The 26,245-nt window shown below is 74.6% G+C and carries 18 protein-coding genes; 7 read left to right on the top strand and 11 right to left on the bottom strand.

What is annotated here, in order from left to right; genetic code table 11:
• Nucleotides 1-419 precede the first annotated feature (419 nt).
• Nucleotides 420-2,165, top strand: coding sequence for a serine hydrolase (locus tag ACFV7Q_RS02515; protein WP_385422752.1), 1,746 nt, complete (start codon nt 420-422; stop codon nt 2,163-2,165).
• Between the two features lie 127 nt (nt 2,166-2,292).
• Here the strand turns inward: ACFV7Q_RS02515 and ACFV7Q_RS02510 are convergent, their stop codons facing one another.
• Both ACFV7Q_RS02510 and ACFV7Q_RS02505 read right to left on the bottom strand, forming a co-directional pair.
• Nucleotides 2,293-3,348 carry a hypothetical protein gene (locus tag ACFV7Q_RS02510; RefSeq protein ID WP_385422750.1) on the bottom strand — a complete coding sequence of 352 codons (1,056 nt, stop codon included), beginning with the start codon at nt 3,346-3,348 and terminating at the stop codon, nt 2,293-2,295.
• A gap of 224 nt (nt 3,349-3,572) precedes the next feature.
• Nucleotides 3,573-9,416, bottom strand: coding sequence for a TIR domain-containing protein (locus tag ACFV7Q_RS02505; protein ID WP_385422748.1), 5,844 nt, complete (start codon nt 9,414-9,416; stop codon nt 3,573-3,575).
• A gap of 181 nt (nt 9,417-9,597) precedes the next feature.
• On the opposite strand from ACFV7Q_RS02505, the gene ACFV7Q_RS02500 reads away from it, so the two are divergent.
• Nucleotides 9,598-10,785: an SLC13 family permease gene (locus tag ACFV7Q_RS02500; protein ID WP_385422746.1), complete on the top strand. Its 1,188-nt coding sequence runs from the start codon at nt 9,598-9,600 to the stop codon at nt 10,783-10,785.
• Nucleotides 10,786-10,864: 79 nt separating this feature from the next.
• On the opposite strand, the gene ACFV7Q_RS02495 is transcribed toward ACFV7Q_RS02500, so the two are convergent.
• The 5 genes from ACFV7Q_RS02495 to ACFV7Q_RS02475 form a co-directional block, all read right to left on the bottom strand.
• Nucleotides 10,865-11,704: an inositol monophosphatase family protein gene (locus ACFV7Q_RS02495; RefSeq protein ID WP_385422744.1), complete on the bottom strand. Its 840-nt coding sequence runs from the start codon at nt 11,702-11,704 to the stop codon at nt 10,865-10,867.
• Complete coding sequence (locus ACFV7Q_RS02490) at nt 11,682-12,308, bottom strand: hypothetical protein (RefSeq protein WP_385422742.1); 627 nt, start codon at nt 12,306-12,308, stop codon at nt 11,682-11,684. The genes ACFV7Q_RS02495 and ACFV7Q_RS02490 overlap by 23 nt, the downstream gene beginning before the upstream one ends.
• 18 nt (nt 12,309-12,326) lie before the next feature.
• The gene (locus ACFV7Q_RS02485; RefSeq protein ID WP_385422740.1) at nt 12,327-13,271 is read right to left on the bottom strand and encodes a hypothetical protein; all 945 of its coding nucleotides are present in this window, start codon (nt 13,269-13,271) and stop codon (nt 12,327-12,329) included.
• 144 nt (nt 13,272-13,415) lie between these two features.
• Complete coding sequence (locus ACFV7Q_RS02480) at nt 13,416-13,793, bottom strand: VOC family protein (protein WP_385422738.1); 378 nt, start codon at nt 13,791-13,793, stop codon at nt 13,416-13,418.
• Nucleotides 13,794-13,818: 25 nt separating this feature from the next.
• Nucleotides 13,819-14,445, bottom strand: coding sequence for a TetR/AcrR family transcriptional regulator (locus tag ACFV7Q_RS02475; RefSeq protein ID WP_385422736.1), 627 nt, complete (start codon nt 14,443-14,445; stop codon nt 13,819-13,821).
• Between the two features lie 93 nt (nt 14,446-14,538).
• Here ACFV7Q_RS02475 and ACFV7Q_RS02470 point away from each other — a divergent pair, with 93 nt between their 5' ends.
• Both ACFV7Q_RS02470 and ACFV7Q_RS02465 read left to right on the top strand, forming a co-directional pair.
• Entirely contained in the window at nt 14,539-15,744 is a 1,206-nt protein-coding gene (locus ACFV7Q_RS02470; RefSeq protein ID WP_385422734.1) for an FAD-dependent monooxygenase, read from the top strand.
• Between the two features lie 71 nt (nt 15,745-15,815).
• Entirely contained in the window at nt 15,816-16,283 is a 468-nt protein-coding gene (locus ACFV7Q_RS02465; protein ID WP_385422732.1) for a nitroreductase family deazaflavin-dependent oxidoreductase, read from the top strand.
• Between the two features lie 31 nt (nt 16,284-16,314).
• Here the strand turns inward: ACFV7Q_RS02465 and ACFV7Q_RS02460 are convergent, their stop codons facing one another.
• The 3 genes from ACFV7Q_RS02460 to ACFV7Q_RS02450 all read right to left on the bottom strand — a co-directional run bounded on the left by ACFV7Q_RS02460 (nt 16,315) and on the right by ACFV7Q_RS02450 (nt 21,059).
• Complete coding sequence (locus ACFV7Q_RS02460) at nt 16,315-17,919, bottom strand: phytoene desaturase family protein (protein ID WP_385422879.1); 1,605 nt, start codon at nt 17,917-17,919, stop codon at nt 16,315-16,317.
• Between the two features lie 77 nt (nt 17,920-17,996).
• Nucleotides 17,997-20,141: a tetratricopeptide repeat protein gene (locus tag ACFV7Q_RS02455; protein ID WP_385422730.1), complete on the bottom strand. Its 2,145-nt coding sequence runs from the start codon at nt 20,139-20,141 to the stop codon at nt 17,997-17,999.
• A 33-nt stretch (nt 20,142-20,174) separates the two neighbouring features.
• Entirely contained in the window at nt 20,175-21,059 is an 885-nt protein-coding gene (locus tag ACFV7Q_RS02450; protein ID WP_385422728.1) for an oxygenase MpaB family protein, read from the bottom strand.
• 182 nt (nt 21,060-21,241) lie between these two features.
• On the opposite strand from ACFV7Q_RS02450, the gene ACFV7Q_RS02445 reads away from it, so the two are divergent.
• Nucleotides 21,242-21,970: a response regulator gene (locus ACFV7Q_RS02445; protein WP_385422726.1), complete on the top strand. Its 729-nt coding sequence runs from the start codon at nt 21,242-21,244 to the stop codon at nt 21,968-21,970.
• A 98-nt stretch (nt 21,971-22,068) separates the two neighbouring features.
• On the opposite strand, the gene ACFV7Q_RS02440 is transcribed toward ACFV7Q_RS02445, so the two are convergent.
• On the bottom strand, nt 22,069-23,841 hold the full coding sequence (locus ACFV7Q_RS02440) for a GAF domain-containing protein (RefSeq protein WP_385422724.1): 1,773 nt from the start codon (nt 23,839-23,841) through the stop codon (nt 22,069-22,071).
• Between the two features lie 269 nt (nt 23,842-24,110).
• Here ACFV7Q_RS02440 and ACFV7Q_RS02435 point away from each other — a divergent pair, with 269 nt between their 5' ends.
• Both ACFV7Q_RS02435 and ACFV7Q_RS02430 read left to right on the top strand, forming a co-directional pair.
• A complete protein-coding gene (locus ACFV7Q_RS02435; RefSeq protein WP_385422722.1) occupies nt 24,111-24,752 on the top strand; it encodes a CBS domain-containing protein in 642 nt (213 codons plus the stop codon).
• A 334-nt stretch (nt 24,753-25,086) separates the two neighbouring features.
• Complete coding sequence (locus ACFV7Q_RS02430; protein ID WP_385422720.1) at nt 25,087-26,142, top strand: nitroreductase family protein; 1,056 nt, start codon at nt 25,087-25,089, stop codon at nt 26,140-26,142.
• Nucleotides 26,143-26,245 lie beyond the last annotated feature (103 nt).

Genomic DNA, 26,245 nt, shown 5'->3' with positions numbered 1-26,245 from the left:
GGCACATATTCCGAGAGGTCGACGGGGCAGACAGGAGGCCCGCCATGGAGGCACGCACGGGGGACGACACGGCACACCGCGCCCGGCACGCGGAAGCACCACCCGACCACGTCCGGGCTGCGGCCCGGAGCCACCCCGCGGGGCCCGGCGGCCCCGCCGACCGCACCCCGCCGGCCGGAGCTCCGGCTGCCACCGATCGGGGGGCCTACCCGGGAGCGCCCTGCACGGCCACACGGCCCGGGGGCGGCGGCCAGGCCCCGGCCCGACACCCGGACGACGGCGGGCCGAGCGTAGGTGGCTGTGCCGGTGGCGCCGGTGGCGCCGGCGCTGGCGCTGGCGCTGGCGCCGGTGGCGCTGGCGCCGGTGGCGCTGGCGCCGGTGGCGCTGGCGGGTTGAGTCGGCGGGGACTCGGAGGGCGGTTGCTGGCGTTGGGCGGGGTGCTGCTGCTGCACGCGGCGCTGCCCGGGGCCGCGGGGGCGGCGGGCAACCCGGCCGAGCGGCGGGCGCTCCAGGGCCTGTGCCTGCGGTACGGGTCGGCACGCCAGGCGGGGCTGCTGGAGCGGCACCTGGAGCAGGTGGTCGAGGAGGCCCGGCGGTTCCTCGGCCCTTCCCCCCTGCACCCCTACTACGCCGGGGCCGTGGTCCTCGCCGGCCGCGGCCGGACCATCGCCCTGCACCGCGCGATGGGCTGCGCCGTACGGTACGAGGACTACGACGGCCGGACCGACCGAGCCCGGGAGTTCCCGGCCGCACAGCGCATCGCGATGGCGGAGGACACCGTCTTCGACCTGGCGTCGCTGACCAAGCTGTTCACCTCGCTGCTCGCGGTGCAGCAGATGGAGCGGGGCCGGCTGGAGCTGGAGGCTCCGGTGGACCGGTACCTTCCCGAGTTCACCGGCGGCGGCAAGGAGCTGATCACGGTCCGGCAGCTGCTGACGCACACCTCGGGGCTGCGCTCCTGGGCGCCGTTCTACCAAGAGTCCACCCGGGCGGGGCAGTTGCGGCTCCTGTGGTCCGTGCGCCCCCAGGAGCCGCCCGGGACCGTGTACCGCTACTCGGACCTCAACCTGATCACGCTCCAGCTACTCCTGGAACGGATCACCGGTCACACATTGGATCTCCTGCTCCATGACGAGATCACCGCTCCACTCGGGATGCACCGCACGCGTTACAACCCGCCGCTCTCCTGGCGCCGGGTCACGGCCGCCACCGAGGTCCAGCGCCCGCCCTGGTCCGGGCTGGACCGCGGGCTGGTCTGGGGCGAGGTCCACGACGAGAACGCGTACGCCCTCGGCGGCGTCGCCGGCCACGCCGGCATCTTCGGCACGGCCCGGGACCTCGCCGTCCTCGCCCGCACCCTCCTCGACGGCGGCGCCTACGCCGGCAAGCGCATCCTGCGCCCCGCCTCCGTCGAGCTCCTGTTCACCGACTTCAACACCGCCTTCCCCGGCGACGACCACGGCCTCGGGTTCGAGCTCTACCAGCACTGGTACATGGGCGCGATGGCCACCCCGCAGTCCGCCGGTCACACCGGCTTCACCGGCACCTCACTCGTCCTGGACCCCTCCACCGACTCCTTCCTCGTCCTCCTCGGCAATTCCGTGCACCCCGTCCGCACCTGGCGGGCCGGCAGCGCCCCGCGGGTCGCGGTCGGCAACCGCTTCGCCCGCGCCGTACCGGTGCGGACCCGGCACGGCGGCGCGGCCTGGTTCTCCGGCATGGAACCCGGCGGTTCCGGCACCCTGACGCTGCCCCCGCTCACCCCGACCACCGACGAGGCCCGGTTGCGCTGCGCCGTGTGGTGGGACACCGTGCCCGGCGAGGGCGCCTTCCACCTGGAGGCCTCGGCGGACGGCACGGTCTGGGAGCCGCTGCCGTTCAGCACGGTCCGCACCACCGGCGGCTCCCCCGAGCAGTGGCCGCAAGGCTGCGCCGACGGCTGGTCGGGCCGGATCTGGCACCGCCTGGAAGCCCCCCTCACGGCGTGGTCCGGCCGCCCGGTGCACCTGCGCTTCCGGCACACCGCGACCGGCCGCTACGTCGGGCGGGGGGTGTACGTGGACGTCGTACGGGTGGCGGAACGGGCCCGGCTGCTGTTCTCGGAGGACCGCCCGACCGACGCCTCGGCCGTCCGCGCGGTCGGCTGGACCCGCTCGGCCGACTAGAAGACGCCCCGGGGCGGTCTTCCGGCTCCGGCACGTGCCCGGGGCCGTGCGGGGGCTGACCACCGGGGTGGACCGTCCGCGTCCCGCGGCACGGACCGGGCGGTCCCCGCGGGACGCACGGCGGCGCCTACCGGTAGATGCGGATCCCGAATTCCCAGTACCCCGAATTGTCCCAGGTGGGGGTGTCGTTGACTCCGAACAGCAGCCTGACGGGGAGGGCGCCCGACCACACGTGGCACCCGCCGAAGGCCGCGGCGTGCACGGGGGCTCCGACCCATCCGCCCGGGTTGTTGTTGAAGCGCAGGACCGCGGAGTACTGGAACAGCCCGGGGTACGGCCAACCGCCCGGTGCGGCAGTGCCGTTGCCGTACGGTCCGACGGTCGGCGATCCGAGGCCGGTTCCGACGTTGCCGCGGAGGTAGCCGACCGAGAACACGTCGCCCGGGTTGAGGACGTTGCCCGGATTGCTTCCCGAGGGGAAGCCTCCGCCGCCGCTGCCGGACACCGGGACGAGGCCGCTCGTGGTGGGCGTACCGGCCAGCCTGCACCTTTCCATGGCGGGCGACGTGACGGCGTTCGCCTTCTGGACGAGGATGCGCACGTCCCAGCCGCCGCCGTTGTCACCGGTGTTGTCGTCGTTGACGCCGAACAGCATGCGCACGGGCAACGACGCGTCCCACCGGATGCACCGGCTCTGCTGGGTGGTGACCTGTACGGGCGCACCGACCCATCCCGCCGGGTCGTTGTTGAAGCGCAGGACCGCGGAGTACTTGCTCAGGCCCGGGTAGGGGAACGACGTCGGCGCGGCGACACCGTTGCCGCCCGGCCCCACATCGCCGGCGGCCCCCGAGCCGGTGGAGACCTTCGTGGTGCCCGTGGGGATGATGTAGAACACGTCTCCCGGTTGGATGACGTTCGAGGGCACGGCTTCCGCCGGGAAGCTGCCACCGCCGTTGCCCCGCACCGTGATCGTCGTGTCGATGTCGGGCACTTGGTTCGCCGTGCAACGGTTCATGGCCTCCACCGTGCCGGCGTGCGCCGTGCCGTCCGATGTGGCCACGACGCAGCCCGCGAACAACAGCGCGACCACGAACCCGCGCGCCACGCGGACGGCGAGGTCGCCCGCCCGTCGTGACCCCGCCCGCCGCGCGGCACGGCCCGGGCGCAATGACGTGAGTCCCACGCTTCTCCCCTCCCTCGGCTCCGCGGCACGGTCACCGGCCCGCACGGGGCCGGCGACGGACGCCCGCCGAGGCATCGAACCACCGGTGGCGCGGGGGACGACAGGTCGCACGCAGCGGCGCGCGAGGCCGGTGACGGCGCACTTCGCCGTCCCGCTCGCGCTCCCCGCACCACCCCCGGTGACGAACGGCCGGGCCCGGTGCCCGGTCGGCGTGCCGAGGCGGATCAGAGCTCCTCACCCAGGGGCAGGCGGCGGATGCTCGGGAGGTACTCGTCGAGTTCCCCCGGGGTGAACCGGGACATGCCGACCACGTGCCAGAACTCGCCGGCCACGTCGCCCTCGTACTTGTACCCGCCCGACGGGGTCAGCGTCGCCCAGCCGCCCGCCAGGCCCATGAGGGTGGCGCGCAGCGACGGCGCCGCCCCTGCGGCCGGAAGGTTCCACAGCCGGACCGTGCCGTCCTCGGCGCCGCTGGCGAGGAGGCTGCCGTCCGGGGAGAAGGCGAGGGACGACACCCGGCCGGTGTGGCCGACGAGGTCGGTGACGTGCTCGCCCGTTGCGCTGTCCCACAGGCAGATGCTGCGGTCGTCGCCCGAGGCGGCCAGTAGCGGCCGGTCCGGGTGCGCGGCCACGGCCCACAGCCGGCCCCCGCGTCCGCGCAGGCGCAGGGCGGGCTGTTCGTCCCGCCAGACGATGACGGTGCCGTCCCAGCTCGCACTCGCCAGCCAGCCGCCGCTGCCCTGCCCGTAGGCGACGCCGTACACCCGGTCCGCGTGCCCGCCGCCGCTCCCCCCGAGTTCCGACACGAGCCGGCCGCTCCTGGCGTCCCACACCCGTACGAAGCTGTCGTCGCAGCCGGTGGCCAGGGTGTCGCCGTCGGAGCGGAAGGCGATCGAGCGGACCCGGCCGCGGTGCGCGTCCAGGGTGGACACGGGGGATCCGGTGGGGCGGAACCAGACCCGGACGGAGTCGTCGTCGTTGGCGGTGGCCAGGAGGGTGCCGTCGGCGTTGAAGGCTTCTGCCCACACGTGTTCGGTCTCGGCGTCGAGCTCGCGCAGGTATGCGCCGTCCGCCGGGTCCCACAGGTACATGTCGCCGTCGTTGCTGGCCGTGGCCAGGAGGGGTTCGACGGGGCTGAACGCCGCCGAGACCAGCCGGTCGCCGCGCCCGAGGAGTTCCTGGGTGCGCCGCCCGGTGCGGGTCTCCCACAGCCGTACGACGCCGTCGTTGCCGGCGGTCGCCAGCTGGGTCCCGTCCGCGCTGAAGGCGACCCCGCTGATCCGGCGGCCGTGGCCGCGCAGGATGCGTTTGCCCTGGCCGGTGGCGGCGTCCCAGATCTGCGCGCCGCCGTCGTTGCCCACGGTGAGCAGTTGGCCGTCGCCGGGCCGGAAGGCGCACGCCCAGGCGGTGCCCCGGTGCTCGGTCGGCTGCTGGGGGTGGAGGGCGATCGTGTACCCGTGCGGGCGGGCGGTGACGGTCCACAGCCGGACGGAGCCGTTGCTGTCGCAGGCGGCGAGGAGCCTGCCGTCGTCGCCGAACAGCACCTGGTAGACGGCGCCGGTGCCGCGTTCCAGGGTTCCGGCGGGGGTGCCGATCAGGGGGTCCCACAGCCGGACCTGGCCGTCGGTGTCACCGCTGGCCAGGAGGTTTCCCGCGGGGTGGAAGTCCAGGACGTACACGCGGCCGGTGTGCCCGGTGAACTCGTGCAGCATGCGGGCGTCGGCCGTGTGCCACACCCTGACCGTGCCGCCCCGGCCGCCGCCGCCGCGGTCGGCGGTGGCGAAGAGCGTGCCGTCGGGGCTGAACCGGGCACGGTAGACGGCCCCTTGGTGGCCGCCGATCTCCCGGACGCACCGTCCGGTGGTCAGGTCCCAGAGGCGTACCTGAGCATTGGCGTCGCCGGTGAGCAGGGTGCCGCCGGGACCGTAGACCGCGGTGTAGACGGGGGCCGTGTGGCCGGGCAGCCGGTGCACGGGCGCGCCGGTGGCCACGTCCCAGACCGTGACGAGGCCCTCGCTGTCGCCGGTGGCGAGCAGGGTGCCGTCCGCGTCGAGGGAGAGCGGCCACACCCCGTCGGGGTGGATGTCCAGGCGGTGGCGGCAGGCTCCGGTCACCGGGTCCCAGAGCCGTACGACGCCGTCGGATCCGCCGGTGGCGATGACGTCGCCGCGGAACTTGACGGCGTACACGCGGCCTTCGTGGCCCTGGAGGGTGCGCACCGCCCGGCCGTCGTCACCGCCGCAGACCAGGACGGAGCCGTCCTCGCTGCCGACGGCGAGGAGTTCGCCGTCGGGGCTGTACGCGATGGGTTCGGGGAGGCGGCTGGTGCGGATGCCGAAGCCGTACGGGACGCCCACCGCCGACGGGCGCAGGCCCGCGTCGACCGGCATGCCGGGGGCGAGGGCGGCGGTGCGGAGTTCGGGGGCCTCCCGCATGCCGTCGTCCATGGTGACGTCGATGAGCGCGGCCCGGTGCCAGCGGCTGCCGGCCAGGAGGGCGCCCCGCAGGTCGGCCCGGGTGAGCCGGGCCCGGCTGAGGTTGGCGCCGGTCAGGTCGGCCCGGCTCAGGTCGGCGCGGTCGAGGCGGGCGCCGGACAGCAGGGTGCCCCGCAGGAGCGCGCCGGACAGGTTGGCGCCGATGAGCCGGGCGTCGGTCAGGTCGGCGTCGGTCAGGTCGACGCCGGAGAAGTCGCGGTGCGAGAGGTCCTCGCCGGCCAGCCGGGCGCCGCGCAGGTCGGCGTTGGCGGGCACCCGGAGGCGGTCGCTGATGCGGACGGCGTTGGCGCGGGCGGCGTCACTGACCCCGCGTCCGGGTGAGTCGAGGACCCCGCGGACCCAGCGGGCGCACAGCTCGTGGTCGGCGAGGTCGCAGAAGAACTCGACGGCGAGCTGGCTGAGGGGCCGGGCGGAGAGCAGCGCGTGTTGCCCTCGGGCGAGCTGGCGTGCGGCTTCCCGCGCCACCAGCCATTCGATGACGGATCCGTGGATGAACTGGAAGACGCCGTCGTCGCTGCGCACGAGCAGGCTGCCGGCGCCGACGGCCTGGGCGCGTTCGGCCGGGGTGAGCGGGGACTCGGTGATTTCGCTGAGGGTGGCGGCCACGGTCTCGGTGAGCTCGTCCAGCCGGAGGGCGGTGCGGCCGGTCTCCCACAGCCGCCAGGCCAGGGCGGTCACGGCGGCCCACAGCTCGGCGAGGGTGAGCCCGGGCGGGGCGCCGGGGCCGCCTTGGCCGCGCAGTTCCTCGTACTCCAGCCAGGCGGTGAACACGTCCTCGTACAGGCGGGCCGGGCTGAGTGCGCGGCCGGCCCCGGCGACCGCCCTGAGCTGGTCCTGGCTCAGGCCGGCGACGAAGGACAGCAGCCGGGGGTTGCGGCAGAGCATCAGCAGGTCGGGGATGTTCTGCAGGAGCTGGTAGCGGTGGTCGGCGGCGCGCTCGTCGCCGTAGCTGCGGACCAGGTAGGAGCGGATCTGCGCCGGGGTGAAGCCCTCGACGGACAGGATGCGGCGCTGCGGCAGCAGTCCGACGCGTTCGCCGAGGGCGGTGAGGACCTGGGCGTGCGATTTGAAGTGCTGGGTGCGGCTGCTGACGACGATCTTGGCGCTGTCGACGGCGGCGTCGAGGAGGACCTGGAGGTGGTCGGCGGCCCGGTCGTAGCTGACGCGGTGGACGAGTTCGTCGAAACCGTCGAAGAGGAGGACGACGCGGCCCTGGGCGAGCATGTAGCGCAGGGCCCGCAGGTCGATGGTGTCGACGTCGTGGCCGGCGAGGTGGGCGGCGACCAGACCTTCGAGGCTGTGGGCCCGGTCGAGGGTGTTGAGCGGGATGAGCAGCGGGGTCAGGTGCGGGAGCTGTCCGGCGATGCGGCGGGCCAGTTCGCGCAGGGCGAAGGTCTTGCCGTGGCCGAAGTCGCCGAGGAGCAGGACGAACCGGCCGTGGTCGGATTCGAGGAGCTCCAGCAGCTCCTCGACGAGGCCGTCGCGTTCCTGGCCGTCGGGGCGGTCGGCGTCGCGGTAGCGCTGGGGGAGGTAGAGGGAGGGCGGGTACTGCTCGCTGGCGACGAGCCGGGCCGTCTGGGCGGCGACGTACCCGCGCAGGTCGAGCAGGCCCTGGAACTCGATGAAGCTGCGCACCCTGACGCGTACGCCGTGGCTGGCCGCCCGCTGCCGCAGGGCGCCGTTCGGTGCTTCGCCCCCGTACACCAGGACGGCTTCGGAGCCGGGGTCGGTGGCGTGGACCTGGGAGATGAACCGGTCGAGTTCGCCCTCGGAGGGGGTGCCCGGGTGCACGGCTATGCGCTGCTGCCGGACGACGCCGTCGTCGGTCTCCCGCCAGGTGGCCATGATCTGCGTCATGTCGCCGGGTTCGCGGCGCGGGACGTCGCGCAGGCGGACGCCTTCCCTGCGCACCCGGCAGACCTCCTTGACGCGCTCGGCGAGGGAGGCGGCCGGGTCGTCGAGGGGGGCCCGGCCCTGGGTGCGCTCGACGTGGATGACGGCGGGGAGTTCGGGGACGGGGAAGACCCGGCGGGTCTGGCGCCATTCGGCGGGGAAGCGCTCGCCGGCGGCGTTGATCCGGTCGTCCCAGCGGGTGACGCCGTCGGCGGTGACCTGGAGCAGCTGGAACCGGGCGGGGGCGGCGGAGCCGAACAGCGGCAGCCCGCCGGCCGGGCCGGGGAGCTGGGAGCGGCTGGGGTCGGCGGTCGTGGTGCGGGGGCCTCCGGTGGGGCCGTGCAGCAGCAGGTGCAGCCGGGGGGCGGCGAGCCGGGCGAGGGTGTCTGCGTCCTTCAGCCCGCCGGGACCGCCGACGGCGTCGCCCGGGCGGCGGCCGTCGGTGAGCGGGTGGCGCAGGGCTCCGATGCGGAGCCAGCCCTCTTCCTCGTAGGTGCGCATGGCCTCGGCGAACCAGGCGGCCTGGTCCCGGCCGATGAACCCGTACTGCTCCTCGGGGCGGTGGCTGTAGGCGATGGTGGAGTTGAAGCCGGCCACGACGGTGCTCAGTTCGGGGACGGGGAAGAGGGTCCAGGGCTGGTCGCTGTCGAAGACGGTGTCCAGTCCCTGGTAGAGGCCGCGGAAGAGCCGGGTGTAGTGGCGCCATTTGGGCCAGTACGGGGGCTGCGGGGCGACCTCGTCGGCTTCGCAGGTGTGGAAGTAGGCCTGGGAGGCGGCCTGGTTCACGTCCTGCGCTCCGGGCACGACCATCACCCGCTGGGGGGACAGGTCGAGCTGGGACCGCAGGGCGGTGAGGAAGCTGAGGGCCTGGTCACATTCGCGCGGGCTGCCGGACGCGGTGAGGTCGCCGGTGACGACCATCAGGTCGGGGGCGGGGGCTCCGGCGTCCCGGAGCATGATGAGGTCACCGCGGATCTGCCGGCTGAGCGCGTCGGGCTCGCGGCCGCGCCCGAAGTCGGGCCCGGCCAGGTGCAGGACGGTGACGGCGTCCCGGGCGGCGCTGCCGCCGGCCGGGGAGGCCTGCGGGTAGAGCGGTGCCCGGGCGGGCCGGCGGCGCCCCGGCCAGGCCGGGCCGGCGAGCGCGCCCGGCTGCGGCCGGGCCGGGTTGGGCTGCTCGGGGCGGCGGGCGGGGGTCGACGGGCCTCCCGGGTATCCGGGTCGGCGGTCGGGTCGGGCGTGACCGTCGACGGCCTGCTCGACGCGGGTCAGCAGCAGGGAGCGGGCGCTGTCGGAGTCCGCCACGCCGACGAGGTCGACGTAGGTGATGGTGGCGAGGAGCCCTTCCACGGGCATTTCGTCCACCCTGACGGTCAGCAGGCGCCGCTCGGGCGACTCGGGCGAGGCGCGGAGGGCGGCCTGCCATTCCATGCGTCCGTAGGTGGAGCGCTCGTAGTGGCGGGACAGGACGGCGATCACCGCCACGGACTCGCTGACCCCGCGGTCCATGAAGTCGATGAAGTTGGTTCCCGGCACGAAGTCCCAGGCTTGGACGACGGTCCGGTAGCCGGCTTCCTCCAGGGTCCATGCGATCCATGCGGCCCATGGTTCGTCTGCGGGCGAGTAACTGATGAAGAAGTCGAACTCTCTTGCGGGAGCGCCGAATTGCCCGTCCGTCATCATGGATCCATGGTAGGGCCGGGCCGCCGGGAGCGACCTTGTTCCGGCGAGGAAGGGCCGTCGGGCCGACGGCGGGGGGACCGCGGCCCGCGGGAGGCCGGCCGGCGCCCGCGGAGGCCGGTCCGTCCTGTGACGCTCCTCGCCGTCTGCCGTACCGGCGCCCGTGTGTGCGAGTCTGTTCGCCGTGTCTCTCCTCAGGCGTCTCCATGGACTCGACTGGCTCGCCGGCGGGCTGCTCGTGCTCGGCGTCCTCTGCGTTGCCACGGGCCTGCTCCCCACCGGCCCCGCCGGGAACGTGGTCGAACGCATCGGCCCGCTGCTGGTGTTCCTCGCCACGGTCATCGTCCTCGCCGAACTGACGGGCAAGGCGGAGGTCTTCGACGTGGTCGCCACCTGGGTGGCGCGCGCCGGCCGGGGGAACTACCCGCTCCTGTTCGGTTTGTGCGTGGCGTTCGCGTCCCTCACCACCATCACCCTCAACCTGGACACCACGGCGGTGCTGCTGACCCCGGTCATGCTGGCGCTGGCGACCCGGGTCGGCATCGCGTCCGTACCGCTGGCGATGACCACGGTCTGGCTGGCGAACACGGCGAGCCTGCTGCTCCCCGTGTCGAACCTGACGAACCTGCTGGCCGCGGACCGGGTGGCGCTGGCCCCGTCGCAGATGGCCGCCGCCATGTGGGCGCCCCAGCTGGCCGCCATAACGGTCACGATGGCCTGTCTGTGGGGCTTCTACTGGCGCCTGGGCCGCCGCGGCGAGCTCCGCTACGAGCCGCCGTTGCCGCCGAGCCCGGCGGACCGGGTCCTGTTCCGGGTGTGTGCGGTGGCGTGCACCGGGTTCTTGCTGGCCATCCTCGCCGACGTGCCGCTGTGGGCGGCGTCGCTGACGGCCGCGCTGGTCGTGGTGGCTGCCTTCGCGGTCCGCAGCCGGCAGACGTTGCGGCTGTCCCTGATCCCCTGGCGGCTCCTCGTCCTCGTACCGGGGATGTTCCTGGTCGTGGAGACGGCCAGCGCCCACGGGCTGCAGCAGGTACTGGCGACGGCGATCGGCTCCGACAACGGCCCCGTGGGAATGCTGAGGTCCGCCGCGGTCGGTGCCGGCTTCTCGAACATACTGAACAACCTCCCGGCCTACATGGCGGGCGAGGCGGCGATCCCCGAGGCCAACCACCACCAGCTGCTCGCCCAGCTGATCGGTGTCAACGTGGGCCCGGTCGTCACGCCGTGGGCCTCGCTGGCCACCCTGCTGTGGTTCGAGCGGTGCCGCTGGCACGGCACGCGGATCGACCTGGGCCGCTTCCTCGGTACGGGACTGGTGCTGGCGGTCTCGGGCACGCTGGCGGCAACGGTGGCCCTGGCGGCCACCGCCTAGGACGCCGCCCGCCCGCGACGCAGGGGGCCACCCGGCGCACCCGGCGCACCGGACGCACCGGACGTACCGGGCGGCACGGTCACCCGGCCGCCCGTTCCACCGCGGCCCCCACCTCCCGCAGCAGGTAGGCGAGGGTTCCGCCGCGCCCGGCCACGAAGCTGCGCCCGGTGTCGTCCCCGGCGAAGCCCGGCCGGAACTCCGCACCGGCCAGGGTGCGCAGCTCCACTCCCGCCTCGGCCGCGAGCAGCGCCCCGGTGGGCAGGTCCACGCCCTCGGCGCGGTAGCCGACGAAGGCGTCGATCGTGCCGCGCGCCAGCAGGCTCCATCCGAGCAGCGGCGCCCACAGTTGCAGGACGCGCCGGCAGCTCAGTTCCAGCGCCCCGCGCAGGGCGGTCGCAGTCGCGTCGCCGCGGGCCACGGCATACCCCTGGGTCCAGGCGACGACGGGCCCGGGGCGCGGCAGGATGGGGCGGGGGCCGGGCAGCGTTCCGGTCGTCCCGTGCGCGCCGTGCCCCTTGACCGCGTGCCAGGTCTCCCCGGTGACCGGCTCGTGCACGACGCCCATCACCGGGTTGCTCCCGAGGCACAGGCCGATGCCGACCACGAACGCGGGCAGGCCGATCGCGACGTTGTTGCTGCCGTCCAGCGGGTCGACGAGCCAGGTGCGTTCGCCCGCGGCACCGAGGAGCCCCGCTTCCTCGGAGAGGATCCGGTCGTGCGGGAAGTGGTGCTGGATCCGGCCGAGTACGAGTTCCTCGGCGGCGAGGTCGAGGTCCACCTGGACGTCCCCGGTGTCGCCCTTGGTCCGCAGGCAGCGCGCCCTGCCGAAGCGGCTGCGCAGCAGGCCGCCGGCCTCCTCCGCCGCGGCGACGGCGACCTGCCGTTCGTGGTCGAAGTCAGGCAGCCCGCTGTTCGGCATGGATCCTCCTGAGGACGGCATGGACGCTGCGCACGGTGAGTTCGGTGTCGCACAGCCGGCGGGTCGTGCGGCGCGCGCGGCCGTCGACCGGCCCGAGCGAGAGGTCGACCTGTCCGGGCACGGACAGCCCGTGGACCAGGGTGGCGGCGGGTCCGGGGCCCTCCAGGGCGGTGGCGTGGAACTCGCCTGCGGCCAGGGTGTAGGTCTCGCCCTGGGAGGTGATGTGGGCGGCGCCGAGCTCGCTGCGGACGAGGAGGGAGGTGGGCCGGATCTCGTCGACGCCGTCGTTGCCGCTGTGCACCTCGAACACGCGGTGGGTGGCGCCGTCCGCGCCGTCGCGGACGGGGTGCGTGCGTACGGGGAGGTTGGCCACCCGCCCGTACAGTACGCGGCTGCGCAGTTCCCAGCTGTGGGCGTGCAGGGAGGAGGCGCCCGGTTCGGCGCGGTCGCCGGCCTCGAAGAGGTGCACGCAGACGCCGCGGGGGTCCTCTCTCAGCAGGGGGAGGCAGAGGAATCCGAGGGGGTGCCGAACCGCCCGTAACTCCCTTTCCCCGGCGGCTATTTCCTCCAGGGTGACGAGTGTCCTTTCGAGCTCGTGGTCCATGGGGCGCGCCGGAGCGCCTCACCTCCTGTAGGGGTCCTCCGCGTGCAGGGCCTTCTCGATGATCTTGCCGATGTCGCTGTCGGTGAAGACGCGCGGGAGCGGGAGCCGCAGTTCGTCGAAGAGGGAGCGCACCTCGTCGACGGTGGGCTCCTGGCTGAGCGGCGAGGCGACGCGCAGGTCGAGGACGGTGGCCTGCTCCCGGCTCTGGTGCAGCTCGGTGACGTAGTAGTCGTAGAGCGGCTGCCCCCGCTCCACGAGCAGGTTCACCCTGGACTGGTCGTCCTGGGTGATGACGAGGCAGGTTTCGGACAGGTCGAAGCGCAGGGTGGGCACGGCGGCCGAGAGGTGCACGCTGATCTCCAGCGTGGTCAGTTGCCGCTGGTACCAGCAGGCGGCGAGGACGGTCGCGTACGACTCCCGGCGGACCCGGTCGGTGGTCCACGGTTCGTCGCCGCGGCGCTGCCCGCCGAACATCTGCCGGAACCGGGCGTACGCGGCGCAGGCGCGCTCGTCGGCCGGGTTGACGATGTCGATCTTCATGTTGAGCTGGGACCGCTGTTCCTTGGCCGCGGCCACGCACAGGGGCAGGGTGACCGCCCGCAGGTAGGTGCCGGTGCCGCCTTTGAAGTACCAGAGGTTGGTGTGCTGGCGGGCCCTGCGCAGGGCCTCGCCGACCTCGTTGCCGGACAGCGAGCGCACCATGGCGAGGTCCTCCAGGGCCCGCCGGGTGCCGCTCATCGCCTCCTGGATGGCGGCGGGCCGGCGTACGCGCTCCACGATCGACCCGGTGGCGAGCAGGCCGAGGACGACGAGGGTGGCTCCGGAGGAGACGTCGTCGCTCACGACGTCACCGAAGATCTCCAGGAAGCCGACGCCCATGGCGACGCACAGGGCGACCACGACATCGGCGTTGCGCAGCACCCAGGCCACGAAGCGTTCCAGCCGCCCGACTCGTGCCGCCATGCACGCCCCCCTCCCCCACCCGCTGTTCCGATGGTAGGAGATGCCGCGGCAGCGCCACCAGAGCGAGTTCGCGTCGCACGAGGGGGCGCACGGCATGCGTGCGGTGGCGCGGCGGTGGGGCGTGGGGCGCCCCGGGCGGGCGGGTCAGTGGCGGACGAGGCAGAACGGGTGGCCCGCCGGGTCCGCGTACACGCGCCGGTCGTCGGTGCCGGGGCGGGCGTCGAGCAGGGTCGCTCCGGCGGCCAGGACCTGCTCCTGGGCCCGGTCCAGGTCGGGCACCCCGAAGTCCATGTGGAACTGTTGGGGGTGGGCGGGGTCGGGCCAGCGCGGCGGCCGGTGGTCGGCCACCCGCTGGAAGGCGAGGACGGTTCCGGACGGGGTGTGCAGCGTCGCCCAGTCCTCGTCGACCGACCACCGCGGGTCGGGCCGGTTGACGGTGCCGCCCAGCACGGACCGGTAGAACCCGGCCAGGGCGAGCGGATCGGGGCAGTCCAGCGCCACGCACTGCAATTCGGCGATCACGCCCCGATCTTAGGGCGCCGGAGGGTCAGGCGAGGACGGCGTCGAGCATCCGGCGTGTGACGGCGGCCAGTTCGGCCTGGTCGGGGACCGGTCGGGAGCGGGCGAGGGCGCCGACGAGCCGGTCGTAGAGGAGTCCGTCGGTCCAGGCGACCAGGAGTTCGGCTGCTTCTTGGGGTCGCTGCGCGCCCAGTTCGCCGAGGATCCCGGCGGCCCAGGCGCGGACGGTCCGGCCGGCGCGCTCGAACTCCGGTTCCAGTTCGGGGTTGCGGGCGGCTTCCAGGCTGAGTTCGAAGCGGGCCAGTTGCCGGGACCGCCCGGTGGTCAGCCACCGGTGCAGGAGCGCGGCGCCAGCCGCGGCGACCGCGTCCCGGCTCGTCGGCTCGGGGCGGTCGCCGTGCCCGTAGTCCGCCAGGTCCAGTTCGGCGAGCCGCTGGTAGCAGGCCCCGATCAGCGCGGTCCGGGTGCGGAAGTAGTACGAGGTGCTGCCGGGCGGCAGCTGCGCCGCGCCGTCGACGGCCCGGTGGGTCAGGCCGCGCAGGCCGGCGGTGGCCACCAGCTCGATCGCGGTGTCCGCGATCAGCGTTCTGCGGTCCGCGGCACCGGTGCGGGGTGCGGGGCTTGCGGCGGAGCGGCCGGAGTCAGGGCTGGACATCCCCCCACTCTACAGCTGTAGAGTGGGCCGCAGGTCCTCTACGGATGTAGAGGGAGGGGCGTCGGTCGTGGCGCACGGACTGGGAGGACGGGCATGCCCCAACGTCATGCGGTCGTGGCGGGTGCGGGAATCGGCGGGCTCACGGCTGCGGTGGCCCTGCACCGCCGCGGCTGGCGGGTCACCGTGTGCGAGCGGGCCCCGGGGCCGTCCGCCGCCGGCGCGGGGATCGTCCTCGCCCCCAACGCCCTGCGCGCCTTCGACACCATCGGCTTCGACGCGGGGCGGGCCGCCGGACGGGCCGTCCCGGCCGCGATGGGGCTGCGCCGGCAGGGCGGCCGTTGGCTCAGCCGCGCCGACACCGCCGCCATGGCGGCCCGCTACGGCCGGCCCCCGCTCGCCGTGTACCGCCCGGCCCTCGCAGCCGGGCTGGCCGCCGAACTCCCCGCGGAGGCGGTCCGGTACGGGGCCGCCGTCACGGGGATCGACAGCCCCGACGGCTCCCCGCTGGTCCGCACCACCGCCGGCGAGCTGAGCGCCGACGTGGTCCTCGCCGCCGACGGCATCCACAGCTCCCTGCGCCGCCAGTACTTCCCCGGCCACCCCGGCCTGCGGTACAGCGGGGAGACCGCCTGGCGCACCGTACTGCCGGCCGGCGACGTCCCCTCCGCGGTGGGGGCCGGGCAGCCGCCCCGGCCGGCCACCGCCGAAACCTGGGGCCGCGGCGAACGCTTCGGCATCGTCCCCCTCGGCGACGGCGGCCTGTACCTGTACGCCACCGCCGTCGTCCCCGAGGGGTACCGGCCCGCGGACGTCCGCGCCGAGCTCCTGCACCGCTACGGCACCTGGCACGACCCCGTCCCGGCGCTGATCGACCGGATCGACCCGGCGGCCGTCCTCCAGCACGACCTGTACGACCTCGCGGCCCCCCTCCCCCGCTTCCACCACGGCCGGATCGCCTGGCTCGGCGACGCCGCGCACGCCATGACCCCCAACCTCGGCCAGGGCGGCTGCCAGGCCGTCGAGGACGCCGTCGTCCTGGCCCACCTCCTCGACGCGGCGGGCGGGACGGAGGCCGGCGTCCCCGAAGCGCTCGCCGCCTACAGCGCGGCCCGGTGCGCCCGTACCGACGCGATCCGGGTCCGGGCCTGGCGCGCGGGCCGGATGGCCGCGCTGACCCACCCCCTCGCGGTGGCCGCCCGAGACCTCGCGGTCCGGGCCGTCCCGGAGCGCGTCCGCCAGCGGGCGGTGGACGACCTGTTCGACGGCTTCACCCTTCCGGGGACGGCGGTCCCGGCATAAGACCGCCCCGGCCGCCGTTGACGTCGATGTCGATCCACGGCCACCCCCGCAGCGAAAGCAGGCAGGACCGCATGACGATCAAGGACATCGACTGGGACGACCCGAAGGACCCCCGGCCGGGCTGGCAGCTCGACCACGTCAAGCTGTACGTCGGGTCGAAGGGCACCGAGGGCCAGTTCTGGAGGGGCACCCAGACCCTCCTCCTCACCACTCTCGGCCGGGTCTCCGGCCACCCGGTGCGGACCCCGCTCATCTACGGGGAGGCCGACGGCGCCTACCTCGTCGTCGCGTCCCGGGGCGGCTCCGCCGAACACCCGCTCTGGTACCGGAACCTGGTCGCCCACCCCGAGGTGCGCATCCAGGTCGGCCCCGAGATCATGCAGGGCAGGGCCCGCACGGCCACGCCCGAGGAACGCGCCGCTTACTGGCCGGTCATGGTGGGGCACTGGCCCGCGTACGACGACTACCAGCGCAGCACCGAGCGCGAGATCCCGATCGTGGTCATCGAACCGACGGCCGCCCCCGCGCAGGAACGGTAAGGACAGCGGCGCACCCCGCGCCCCCCGCGTCTCAGTGCCCCAGCGCCGCCATCGCGGCGTTGTGGCCGGGGACCCCGCTGACCCCGCCGCCGCGCACGGCGCCCGCCCCGCACAGCAGGACGCCCGGGTACGGGGTTTCCACGCCCCACCGCCCCGAACCGAACCCGGCGACGGCGGACCCGGCACCGGCCGACCCGTCTCCGTCCCCACCTCCGTCCCCGTCCCGGTAGGGCCAGGACAGGTCCCGGTGGAAGATGTGCCCTCCGGGCAGGCGTAGTTCGCGCTCCAGGTCGAGCGGGGTCTTGGCCTCGATGCAGGGCCGGCCGTCCGCATCGAAGGCGAGGCAGTCGGTGATCGGCTCGGCGAGGTGCGCGTCGAGTTGGGCGAGGGTGGCGGTCAGCAGCACTTCCCGCGTGCCCCGGTTGTCCTTCTCGAACAGCCGCGCCGGCGTGTGCAGGCCGAACAGCGTCAGTGTCTGGTAGCCCTGCTCGACCAGCTCCGGGCCGAGGATCGTCGGGTCGGTCAGCGAATGGCAGTAGATCTCCGAGGGCGGTACGGAGGGCAGTTCCCCGGCGGCGGCCTCGGCGTGGGCCCGCGCCAGCTCGGCGTAGCCCTCGGCAATGTGGAAGGTGCCGCCGAAGGCCTCGCGGGGGTCCACGGAGGTGTCGCGCAGCCTCGGCAGCCGCCGCAGCAGCATGTTCACCTTCAGCTGGGCGCCCTCGGCGGGCGGCGACGGCGGCTCCTGGCCGAGGAGTTCGGCCAGTGCCCGGGGGGAGGCGTTGACCAGCACCGTGCGCGCGGCGACCCGGCCCTCGCCCGTCGCCGTACGGAAGACCACCTCGGCGGGTTCGGTCCCGGTGCCGTCCGTGTCGATGCGCAGGACCTCGTGCCCGGTCGCGATCTGCGCCCCGGCGGCCCGCGCGGCCCCGGCCAGCGCATCGGTCAGGGCGCCCATGCCGCCGACGGGGACGTCCCAGTCACCGGTGCCGCCGCCGATGACGTGGTACAGGAAGCAGCGGTTCTGCGTGAGGGAGGGGTCGTGCGCGTCGGCGAAGGTGCCGATGAGGCCGTCGGTGAGGACCACGCCCCGCACCAGGTCGTCGTCGAAGTGACCCTCGACCGCCCGCCCGAGGGGCTCCTCGAACAGCATCCGCCAGGCCGTCTCGTCGCCGACCCTGGCCCGCAGCTCCGCCCGGGTGGGCAGCGGCTCGGTCAGGGTGGGGAAGACCTTCCCGGCGACCTGCCGGACCGTCCCGTAGAAGGCCCGCCAGTTGTCGTACTCCCGGTCGGAGCCGGTCAGCCGCGCGAAGGACTCCCGGGTGCGGGCCTCGTCGGCGCCGACGAGCAGCCCGCCGTGGCGGCCGCCGCGTTCGACGGGCGTGTACGAGGAGACCGCGCGCCGGCGGACCGCGAAGTCCAGCCCCAGATCGCGCACGATCTTGGCGGGGAGGAGCGAGACGAGGTAGGAGTAGCGCGACAGGCGGGCGTCGACCCCCGCGAAGGGGCGGGTGGAGACCGCGGCCCCGCCGGTGCGGCCGAGGCGTTCGAGGACCAGCACCGAACGGCCCGCCCGGGCCAAGTAGGCGGCGGCGACCAGGCCGTTGTGCCCGCCGCCCACGATCACGTCGTCGTACACGTCCCGGCGGGGACCACCACCGTCGCCGCCGTCGTCGCCGTTGCCGCCGTCGCCGTGTGCGTCCCGCCCGAAGGTCGTCATGGCTCTTGGTAGCACACCTGGGCGAGCCGCTCCAGACAGTGCGCCTCGTCGGCGTGGGCCGCGACCGTGTCCGGGTGGCCGTCGCCGAGGGAGCGCTCGCGGACACCGGAGATCTCCCGGTAGAGGGGCAGCGCCTCGTCCCAGCGCCCCAGTCGGCCGAGGCCGACGGCCAGCTCGCGGAGGCTGACCAGGGTGTCGGGGTGTTCGGCGCCGAGCGCCCGCGACCGGACCGCGGCGACCTGCCGGGCCTCCTCCACCGCCTCCTCCCAGCGGTCGAGCCGGCCCAGGTTGACGCCGAGGACGTGTCGGGCGCGGAGCGTCTCGGGGTCGGCGGCGCCGTACGCCCGGGTGCGGTCGCGGACCAGGCCCCGGAACAGGTCCAGGGCCTGGGCGGGACGGCCGGTGCGGCCGAGCGCGATACCGACCTCGTAGCGGGCGGCGAGGGTGTCGGGATGGTCGCGGCCGATCACCCGTTCCCGGGCCGCGGCCACCTCGCGGAAGCCTTCCAGGGCTTCCTCCCAGCGTTCGAGGCGGCCCAGCGCGTAGGCCGCCTCGTACCGGGTCAGCAGCGTGTCCGGGTGCTCGGCGCCCAGGACTACCGCCCGGTCGGCGGCGGTCTCCGCGGCCGTGTGGTGGGCTTCGGCGTGCCGGCCCAGCGCCCCGAGCGCGCAGGCCAGGTTGTGGCGGCAGTGCAGGGTGTCGCGGTGGAGCGGGCCCATGCTGCGCTCGCGGGCGACGAGCACCGCCCTGTACACGTCGAACGCCTCCTGGTGGCGGCCGAGCCGGCCCAACTCGTACGCCGCCTCCTGGCGCGCGGCCAGGGTGTCGGGGTGGTCCGCGCCGAGGAGCCGGGTGCGGCCGTGCGCGACGGCCTCGTACGTGGCCAGCGCCTCCTCGGGGCGGCCGGCCCGGCTGAGGGCGAACGCCCGGGCGTTGCCGACGGCCAGCGCGGCGGCGGATCCGGTGTCGGAGTCGAAGCCGTCGGCTCCGAGCGCGTCGAGCCCCGTGCCGATCCCGATACCGGTGGCGGTGCCGGGGCCGGAGCCGTCGAAGACGGTGGCGCGCGGCACGCCGTAGGGTGCGGTGAGCCGCGGGTCCTCCGATGCGGCCGGGCGCAGGATCCGGTGCCCGCCGCTCGGGCGTGCCGCCGTCCACGAGCCGGTCAGCACGGCCCATTCGCCGCTCGCCGGGCGGGCGTCGAGGCCCGCCTTGCGGCCCGCGGTCATGCCCTGCGCCCAGGCGGGTAGCGGCGGGGCCTGGTCGGGCGACGACATGCCGGCGCGGAGGCGGTCCTCCACGAGCCGGCGGTGCAGGTCGCGGGCGTCGTCGGGCCGGTCGTCGGGGCACTTGGCCAGCAGGTCCAGGACGACCTGCTCGAAGTACTCGGGCAGCTCCGGCCGGTGGCGGCGCGGCGGCACGGGCGCGTTGTCCCGGTGCCCGACCAGCACCGACCAGGAGTCGCCGAGGTCGAACGGCGGGGCCCCCGTGGCGATCTCGTACAGGACGCAGCCGAGGGAGTACAGGTCACTGCGGTGGTCGAGCTCGCCGCCGGCGATCTGCTCGGGCGACATGTAGTGCGGGGTGCCCATGGCCATGCCGCCGCCGGTCAGCTTCGCGGTGAAACCGATGTCGTGGGCGAGGCGCGCGATGCCGAAGTCGCAGATCTTCACCGTGCCGTCGGTGAGCCGCATGATGTTGGCGGGCTTGAGGTCGCGGTGCACGACTCCCTGGGCGTGGGTGTAGCCGAGGGCGGCGGCCAGCTGCTCGGCGATGTCGACGACCACGTCGACGGGGAGCGGCCGCGCCTGGTTCTCCTCCATGAGCTGGCTGAGGTTGCGGCCGTCGAGGAGCTCCATGACCAGGTAGAGCGGGCCCCCGGCGGCGCTGTCGTCGCCGAAGTCGTGGATGACGGTGACCCCGCGGTGCTGGAGGGAGGCGGCGACGCGGGCCTCGCGGCGGAAGCGCTCGCGCAGGACCTGGGTGAAGTGGTTGTCCCGTTCGGCACCGAGCGGTTTGAGACATTTGACCGCGACGTGCCGGCCGAGGGACTCGTCCCGCGCGCGCCACACTTCGCCCATGCCGCCGCGCCCGATCAGATCGAGTGACCGGTACCGGCCCTGGATCAGTCTGGACTCCGCCATGTCTTAAAGCCGCCCCCGTTGTCGTGCTACGTCCTACGCCCTCCCCGGCCGGTCAAGTATGGCCGCTGATGTACGCAGTGTGTACGCCGAGGGACGGCTCCCGGGGCCCATGCGCCGCATCGCGTTCAAGATGTGACCTGGAGGCAGCTGCCAGCGCAGACCTGCGGGAATGCTGCGCAGCAGGGTACCGGTGAGACGCAGGCGCCGCGTTACGGTCCGCGCGGGCGGCGCGGGCCTCCCGTACAGCCGGTGCGCGTGTCCGGGCAGGGTGCCGTACGCGAGCGCGGCGAGGGGGCGCCACAGCAGTTTTCGGCCAGGGCGGAAGAGGGCGGGGACGGGCGGGTCGCGCAGGAAGTCGTCCACGGCGCGGGCGTCGGGACCGGCGGCGAGCACCGGCCGGACCTGCTCGAAATAGGCGGCGAGGCCGCGCGTGTCCGCGGGTACGGCCCCGGGGTCGAGACCGACGAGGCGGGCGCTCACCCGGTTCTCGTCGACGTAGCGGTCGGCCTGGGCGGGGGTGAGCGGGACGCCGGAGCGGCGCAGGACGTGCAGGAAGCTGTCGATCTGGGCGCAGTGCACCCACAGCAGCAGGTCGGGGTCGTCCACGCCGAACCGCTCTCCGGTGGCGGGGTCCGTGGCGGACAGCGCCCGGTGGATCCTGCGGACCCGGGCACCGGCGGCTTCGGCGGCCTCGGTGGTGCCGTAGGTGACGGTGCCGACGAAGTCGGCGGTGCGCAGCAGCCGCCCCCAGGCGTCGTTGCGGAAGTCGGAATTGGCCAGAACGGCGCGCACGGCGCGTGGGTGCAGGGCTTGGAGCCACAGTGCGCGCACCCCTGCGATCCACATGACCGGATCGCCGTGACACTGCCACCTGACGGACGCGGGCCCGTAGAGCCCGGGGTCGGCGGCGCCGCTCATCCCTTGCCTCCCTGAAGCCTCGGACCCGGGGCGCGGGTCGCGGACCGGCCGGATCGAGCGTGCCACTGCGGCGCGCCGGGCGCCACGGGGCCTCCGGTAACGGCCGCGGGGGTGCCGTCCTGGGACAATGCACTCATCGGGCACGGAGCAAGGACCGGCCCGAACAGGGCAGGGGCGAGAACATGGCCGACGCATCCCACGAACCGGAGGCACCCGCACCCGAGGCTGCCGGCGCACCGGCACCGGAGGCCATCAGGGTGTTCGTCGTCGACGACCACGAGGTGGTGCGGCGCGGGCTGTACGACCTCCTCGACGCCGAGCCGGACATCACCGTCGTGGGCGACGCCGCCACGGCCGAGCAGGCACTGGCCCGCGGCCCGGCGCTGCGCCCCGACGTCGCCGTGCTCGACGTACGGCTGCCCGACGGCGACGGCATCACCGTCTGCCGGGAACTGCGCTCGCGCATGCCGGGCATCGCCTGCCTGATGCTGACCTCCTTCGACGACGAGGAGGCACTGCTCGACGCCATCATGGCCGGGGCGGCCGGGTACGTGCTCAAGCAGATCAACGGCTCCGATCTGCTCTCGGCGGTACGGACGGTGGCCGGCGGGCAGTCCATGCTGGATCCGGCGACCACGGCGCGCCTGATGCGCTCGCTGCGCGGCCCGGAGCCGGAGGAGCCGGCGGACCCCCGGCTGGCGGCCCTGTCGGAGCGGGAGCGGGCCGTGCTGGAGCTGATCGGCGAGGGCCTCACCAACCGGCAGATCGCCAAGCGGCTCTACCTGTCCGAGAAGACGGTCAAGAACCACATCTCCCGCTTGCTGGGCAAGCTTGGCGTGGAGCGCCGCGTGCAGGCGGCCGTGATCGCGGCCGAGGTCCGCGAGCACGAGGCCGGGCCCCCGGCCCACTGACGCCCGCGGTGCCGCCCGCACGGCGGCCCGCGGTACCGGCGCCCGACGGAGCGGGCCCGGTCGCGTGCCCGTCCCGGCCTGTGACCGACCGGCCGGGGTCAGGGGGGCGTGACCGGGACCTCCCAGTGGAGGCGGGTGCCGTGGTGGTCGGGGCGGGAGGCCGCCGTCATGCGGCCGCCGAGCCGCTCGGCGCGTTCGGCGAGGTTGCGCAGCCCGCTGCGGCGGCCCCGCCCGCCCGCTTCCGGCAGGCCGACGCCGTCGTCGGTCACCGTGACGGTGAGGACGCCGCCGGCCAGGGCGACCGCGACTTCCGCCGCGGTGGCGCGGGCGTGCCGGGCCACGTTGGTCAGGGCCTCCCCGACCACCGCGAGGACCTCCTCGGCCACGCCGGGCGGCACATCCGTGTCGATGAGCCCCTCCATGCGCAGCGCCGGGGTGAAGCCGAGGACCCGCGCGGCCTCGTCCACCGCCGTGACCAGGCCCAGGCGCAGCTTGCGCGGCGCGCCCGGCCCGGCCCGGCCGCCGGACCCCGCGCCCGCGGCTCCGGCCTCCCCTTCCCGGAGGCCGAAGATCGTCGATCGGATGATCTTGATGGTGGCGTCGAGGTCGTCCACCGCCCGCGCCAGCCGCTCGGACGCCTCGGGGTGGTCGACGAACCGTTGGGCGCTCTGCAGGGTCATGCCGGTGGCGAAGAGCCGCTGGATCGCCAGGTCGTGCAGGTCGCGGGCGATGCGGTCGTGGTCCTCCAGCAGGCTCAGCTGCTCGGCGTCCCGCCGCCGCCCGGCGAGCTCCAGGGCGAGGGCCGCCTGTCCGGCGAACCCGGGCAGAGCGGCGACCTCGGCGGCCGCGAAGCCCGGGCGACCGCGGAGCCGGGCCAGTACGAGGACTCCGCTGAGCTTCTCCTCCGTGCCGGCGGTCACGGCCACGACCGGGCCGAAGCCCTTCCAGTGCTCCGGCTGCACGGTGATGCGTCCGTCCGTCTCTGCGTCCGCGACGCCGACGAGGCCCTCCCCGGCCAGCGCCGCCGCCGCGAGGGTGCCCGCGGTGCCGGGCAGGACGGTCCCGCGGTGTGCCCCGGCGCCCTCCCCGAGGGCGAGCGAGTCGCGCACGTCCCCTGCCGGGCCCAGGAGGTAGAGGACGCCCAGGTCGGCGCCGGTGATGTCCTTGGCCCGCTCCAGCATGCCCTCCAGGACGTCGTCCTCGGGGGCTCCGGACAGCAGGCCGCTGGTGATGTCGGAGCCGGCCTCCAGCCAGCGCTCGCGCAGCCGTACCTCCTCGAAGAGGCGGGCGTTCTCGATGGCGATGCCGGCGGCGACGGCCAGCGTGGAGAGCACGGCCTCGTCCTCCGCGTCGAACTCGGCCCCGCCCCGCTTCTCGGTGAGGTACAGGTTCCCGAAGACCTCCTCGCGGACCCGGATCGGGACCCCCAGGAAGGAGTGCATCGGCGGGTGGTGGGGCGGGAAGCCGTACGAGGCGGGGTGCGCGGACAGCTCGGACAGCCGCAGCGGCTCGGGGTGCCGGATGAGCTCGCCGAGGATGCCGTGGCCGGACGGCAGGGCGCCGATGCGGGCCCGCAGTTCGTCGCTGACCCCGACGGGGAGGAACTCGGCGAGCCTCTTGTCGCCGCCGATCACGCCGAGGGCCCCGTACTCGGCGTCCACGAGGACGACGGCGGCCTCGACGATGCCGCGCAACACCTGCGGCAGGTCCAGTTCCCGGCCGACCGACATCACGGCCTCCAGGAGCCCGTGGAGCCTGTCCCGGGTCCCCCTGACCTCGTCGATGCGGGATTGGAGCTCGTCGAGCAGTTCGTCCAGCCGCAGTCCCGGGATCCTGCTCCGGGGAGCCGCCGGGCCGTCGGCGCCGCCCATGGACCACCTCCAGCCGCCGGCTCCGGCAGGAAGGGCACCGGCTCCTTCACCGTAGCCCGGACCGGGGCCCCTTTCCCGTCCGTGCGTCCAGCAGAGGACCCACCTCCCGACCCGTCCGGCGCGAGCTGCCGGACGCGGGAGGGCCGCCCGGGCCCGGAAGAGGACCGTTCGGCCCTCGATCGCGCTGCCCGCCCGCCGGATCGTGGGCTGCGTAGCCGCGCACACCAGGGAGACGAGGTGCGCGAGGACAGGAGGGCGAGGAGGGCCTCATGAGACAGATCAAGGTGGCGGACCTGATGACCGACGAGGTCGTCTGCGCGGCTCCCGGAACGGCCTTCGAGCACGTCGTGGGCCTCCTTGAGGAGCACGACATCACCGGGCTCCCGGTCCTCGACGACGAGGACCGTGTCCTCGGGGTGATCTCCCGGACGGACCTGCTCGCGCACCTCCCGCCGGAGGAGCACGTCCCCGGTGGGGCGGCCGGGCCGGCCACTGCGGCCGAGGTGATGTCCGTCCCCGCGGTGACCGTCCGCGCGGACGAGCCGGCGGCCGGCGCCGCCCGGCTGATGGTCCGCCGCGGGGTGGAACGGCTGCCCGTCGTGGACGTCGAGGACCGCCTGGTCGGCATCGTCACCCGACGGGACCTGCTGCGCCTGTTCCTGCGGCCGGATGCGGAGATCCGCCGCCGCGTCGTGACGGAGGTGGTGGACGGGACCCTGTGCCTGCCCTCCGGCGCCGTGGAGGTCGACGTGGCCCACGGGGTCGTCGCCCTGGAGGGCCGTGTGGAGCGGCAGAGCCAGCTGACGGTCCTGCGGAGCCTGGCCGAACGCATCGAGGGGGTCGTGGCCGTGGTCTCGCACGTCACCGCGCGGATCGATGACACCGGCAGCCGCAGCGCGATGGCGTGGTGAGCCGCAGGCGACGGCGTAGTGGGCGGCGCGCCCGCGCCCGCGGTGTTCCCACGCGAAAGGACTGACGCAGGAAGCCGCACGGGAAAGCCGCGCAGGAAAGGGCGGAAAGAGCCCGCCCGCTTCTCGCGGAACCCGATTGTGTGGTGCACGGCACGAGGCCGCTTCTCCGCATCCTCAGTAAATGGGCTCTCTCCGCACTTTCATGGAAGCACTCCCGGGGCCGGTACGCCAGGGCCGACCGGTCCCGGGTTGGGCCGCTCGGCCCCTCCCGCGGGCGCGGGCGCGCGACGGAACCTGGGTACAGCGCACCATCCGACACGACAGGAGCAGTCCCGTGACCGCACCACTGATCGGCTCCGCAGAAGCCGCCCTGTTCGTCGGCGACTCCGTCACCGCGCCCTCGATGCACAACGCGCAGCCCTGGAAGTTCGTTTTCCGCCGGGCCACCGGCACCATCGAGCTGTACGGGGACCCCCGCCGGGCCATGCACCGGGCGGACCCGGACCACCGCGCCCTCCATGTCGGCTGCGCGGCGGCCTTGTTCAACCTGCGCGTCTCCGCCGCCCACCACGGCCTGCAGGCCGTCGTGCGCCTGCTTCCGGACGCCTCCGACCCCTGGCTGCTCGCCGAGGTCGGGTTCACCGAGCCCGTCGGCGATGACCGGGACCTGGCAGACCTGTACCCCGCGCTGCGCAGGCGCCACACGAGCCGCTTCCCCTTCGGCGACGAGCCCGTGCCGACCGCGCTGCTGGACGGCCTGCGGGCGGCCGCCCTACTGGAGGGCTGCCGCTTGGAGGTGCCGGACCCGTGGCACGTCGACACCCTGCTCGGACTGGTCCGCGACGCGGAGCAGCGCGAGGAGGTCGATCCCGGCGTGCGGGCCGAGACGGCCGCTTGGACGTACGACACCGCCGGGTCCGCGCACACCGCCGCAAGTGCGGCCGGTGCGGGTGCGGGTGCGGGTGCGGGTGGCGGGGGCGCAGGCGCGAGGCCGCGCCGTGACGGCATCCCGGCCGCTGCCTTCGGCCCGCGCGGCACGGGCGGGACCGCGACCGTACGGGACTTCGGCCGGGCCAGGCCGGTGGCCGGCCGCGACCGGGCCGCCTTCGAGGAGCGCCCGCAGTTGGTCCTGCTCGGCACCGCCGGGGACGCGCCCACCGACTGGCTGCGCGCCGGACAGGCCCTGGAGCGCGTCCTGTTGCAGGCCACCGCCGACGGTCTGGCCACGTCCATGACCTCCCAGCTCCTGGAGTGGCCCGAGCTGCGGTGGCCGGCCCGGAACCCGGTCGCGGGCACGGGTCACGTCCAGATGGTCGTCCGGCTCGGCTACGGCCCTCAGGGCCCGGGCACGCCCCGCCGGGCCGTCGCGGACGTCCTGCACGTCCTCTGACGCCGGTCTCCCCCGGCCCCGCCCCCTGACGGGAGTTCGGCCTTCCGTATCCGTGTGCTCCCGATAGGCTTTGCGCCGGTTGAGTACAAGGAGATCCGGTTCA

Source organism: Streptomyces sp. NPDC059851 (assembly GCF_042732005.1).
In the GTDB taxonomy this organism is placed as follows: Bacteria; Actinomycetota; Actinomycetes; order Streptomycetales; family Streptomycetaceae; genus Streptomyces.
The sequence above is the reverse complement of the archived record's forward strand: the minus strand, read 5'-3'. Positions and strand labels throughout refer to the sequence as shown.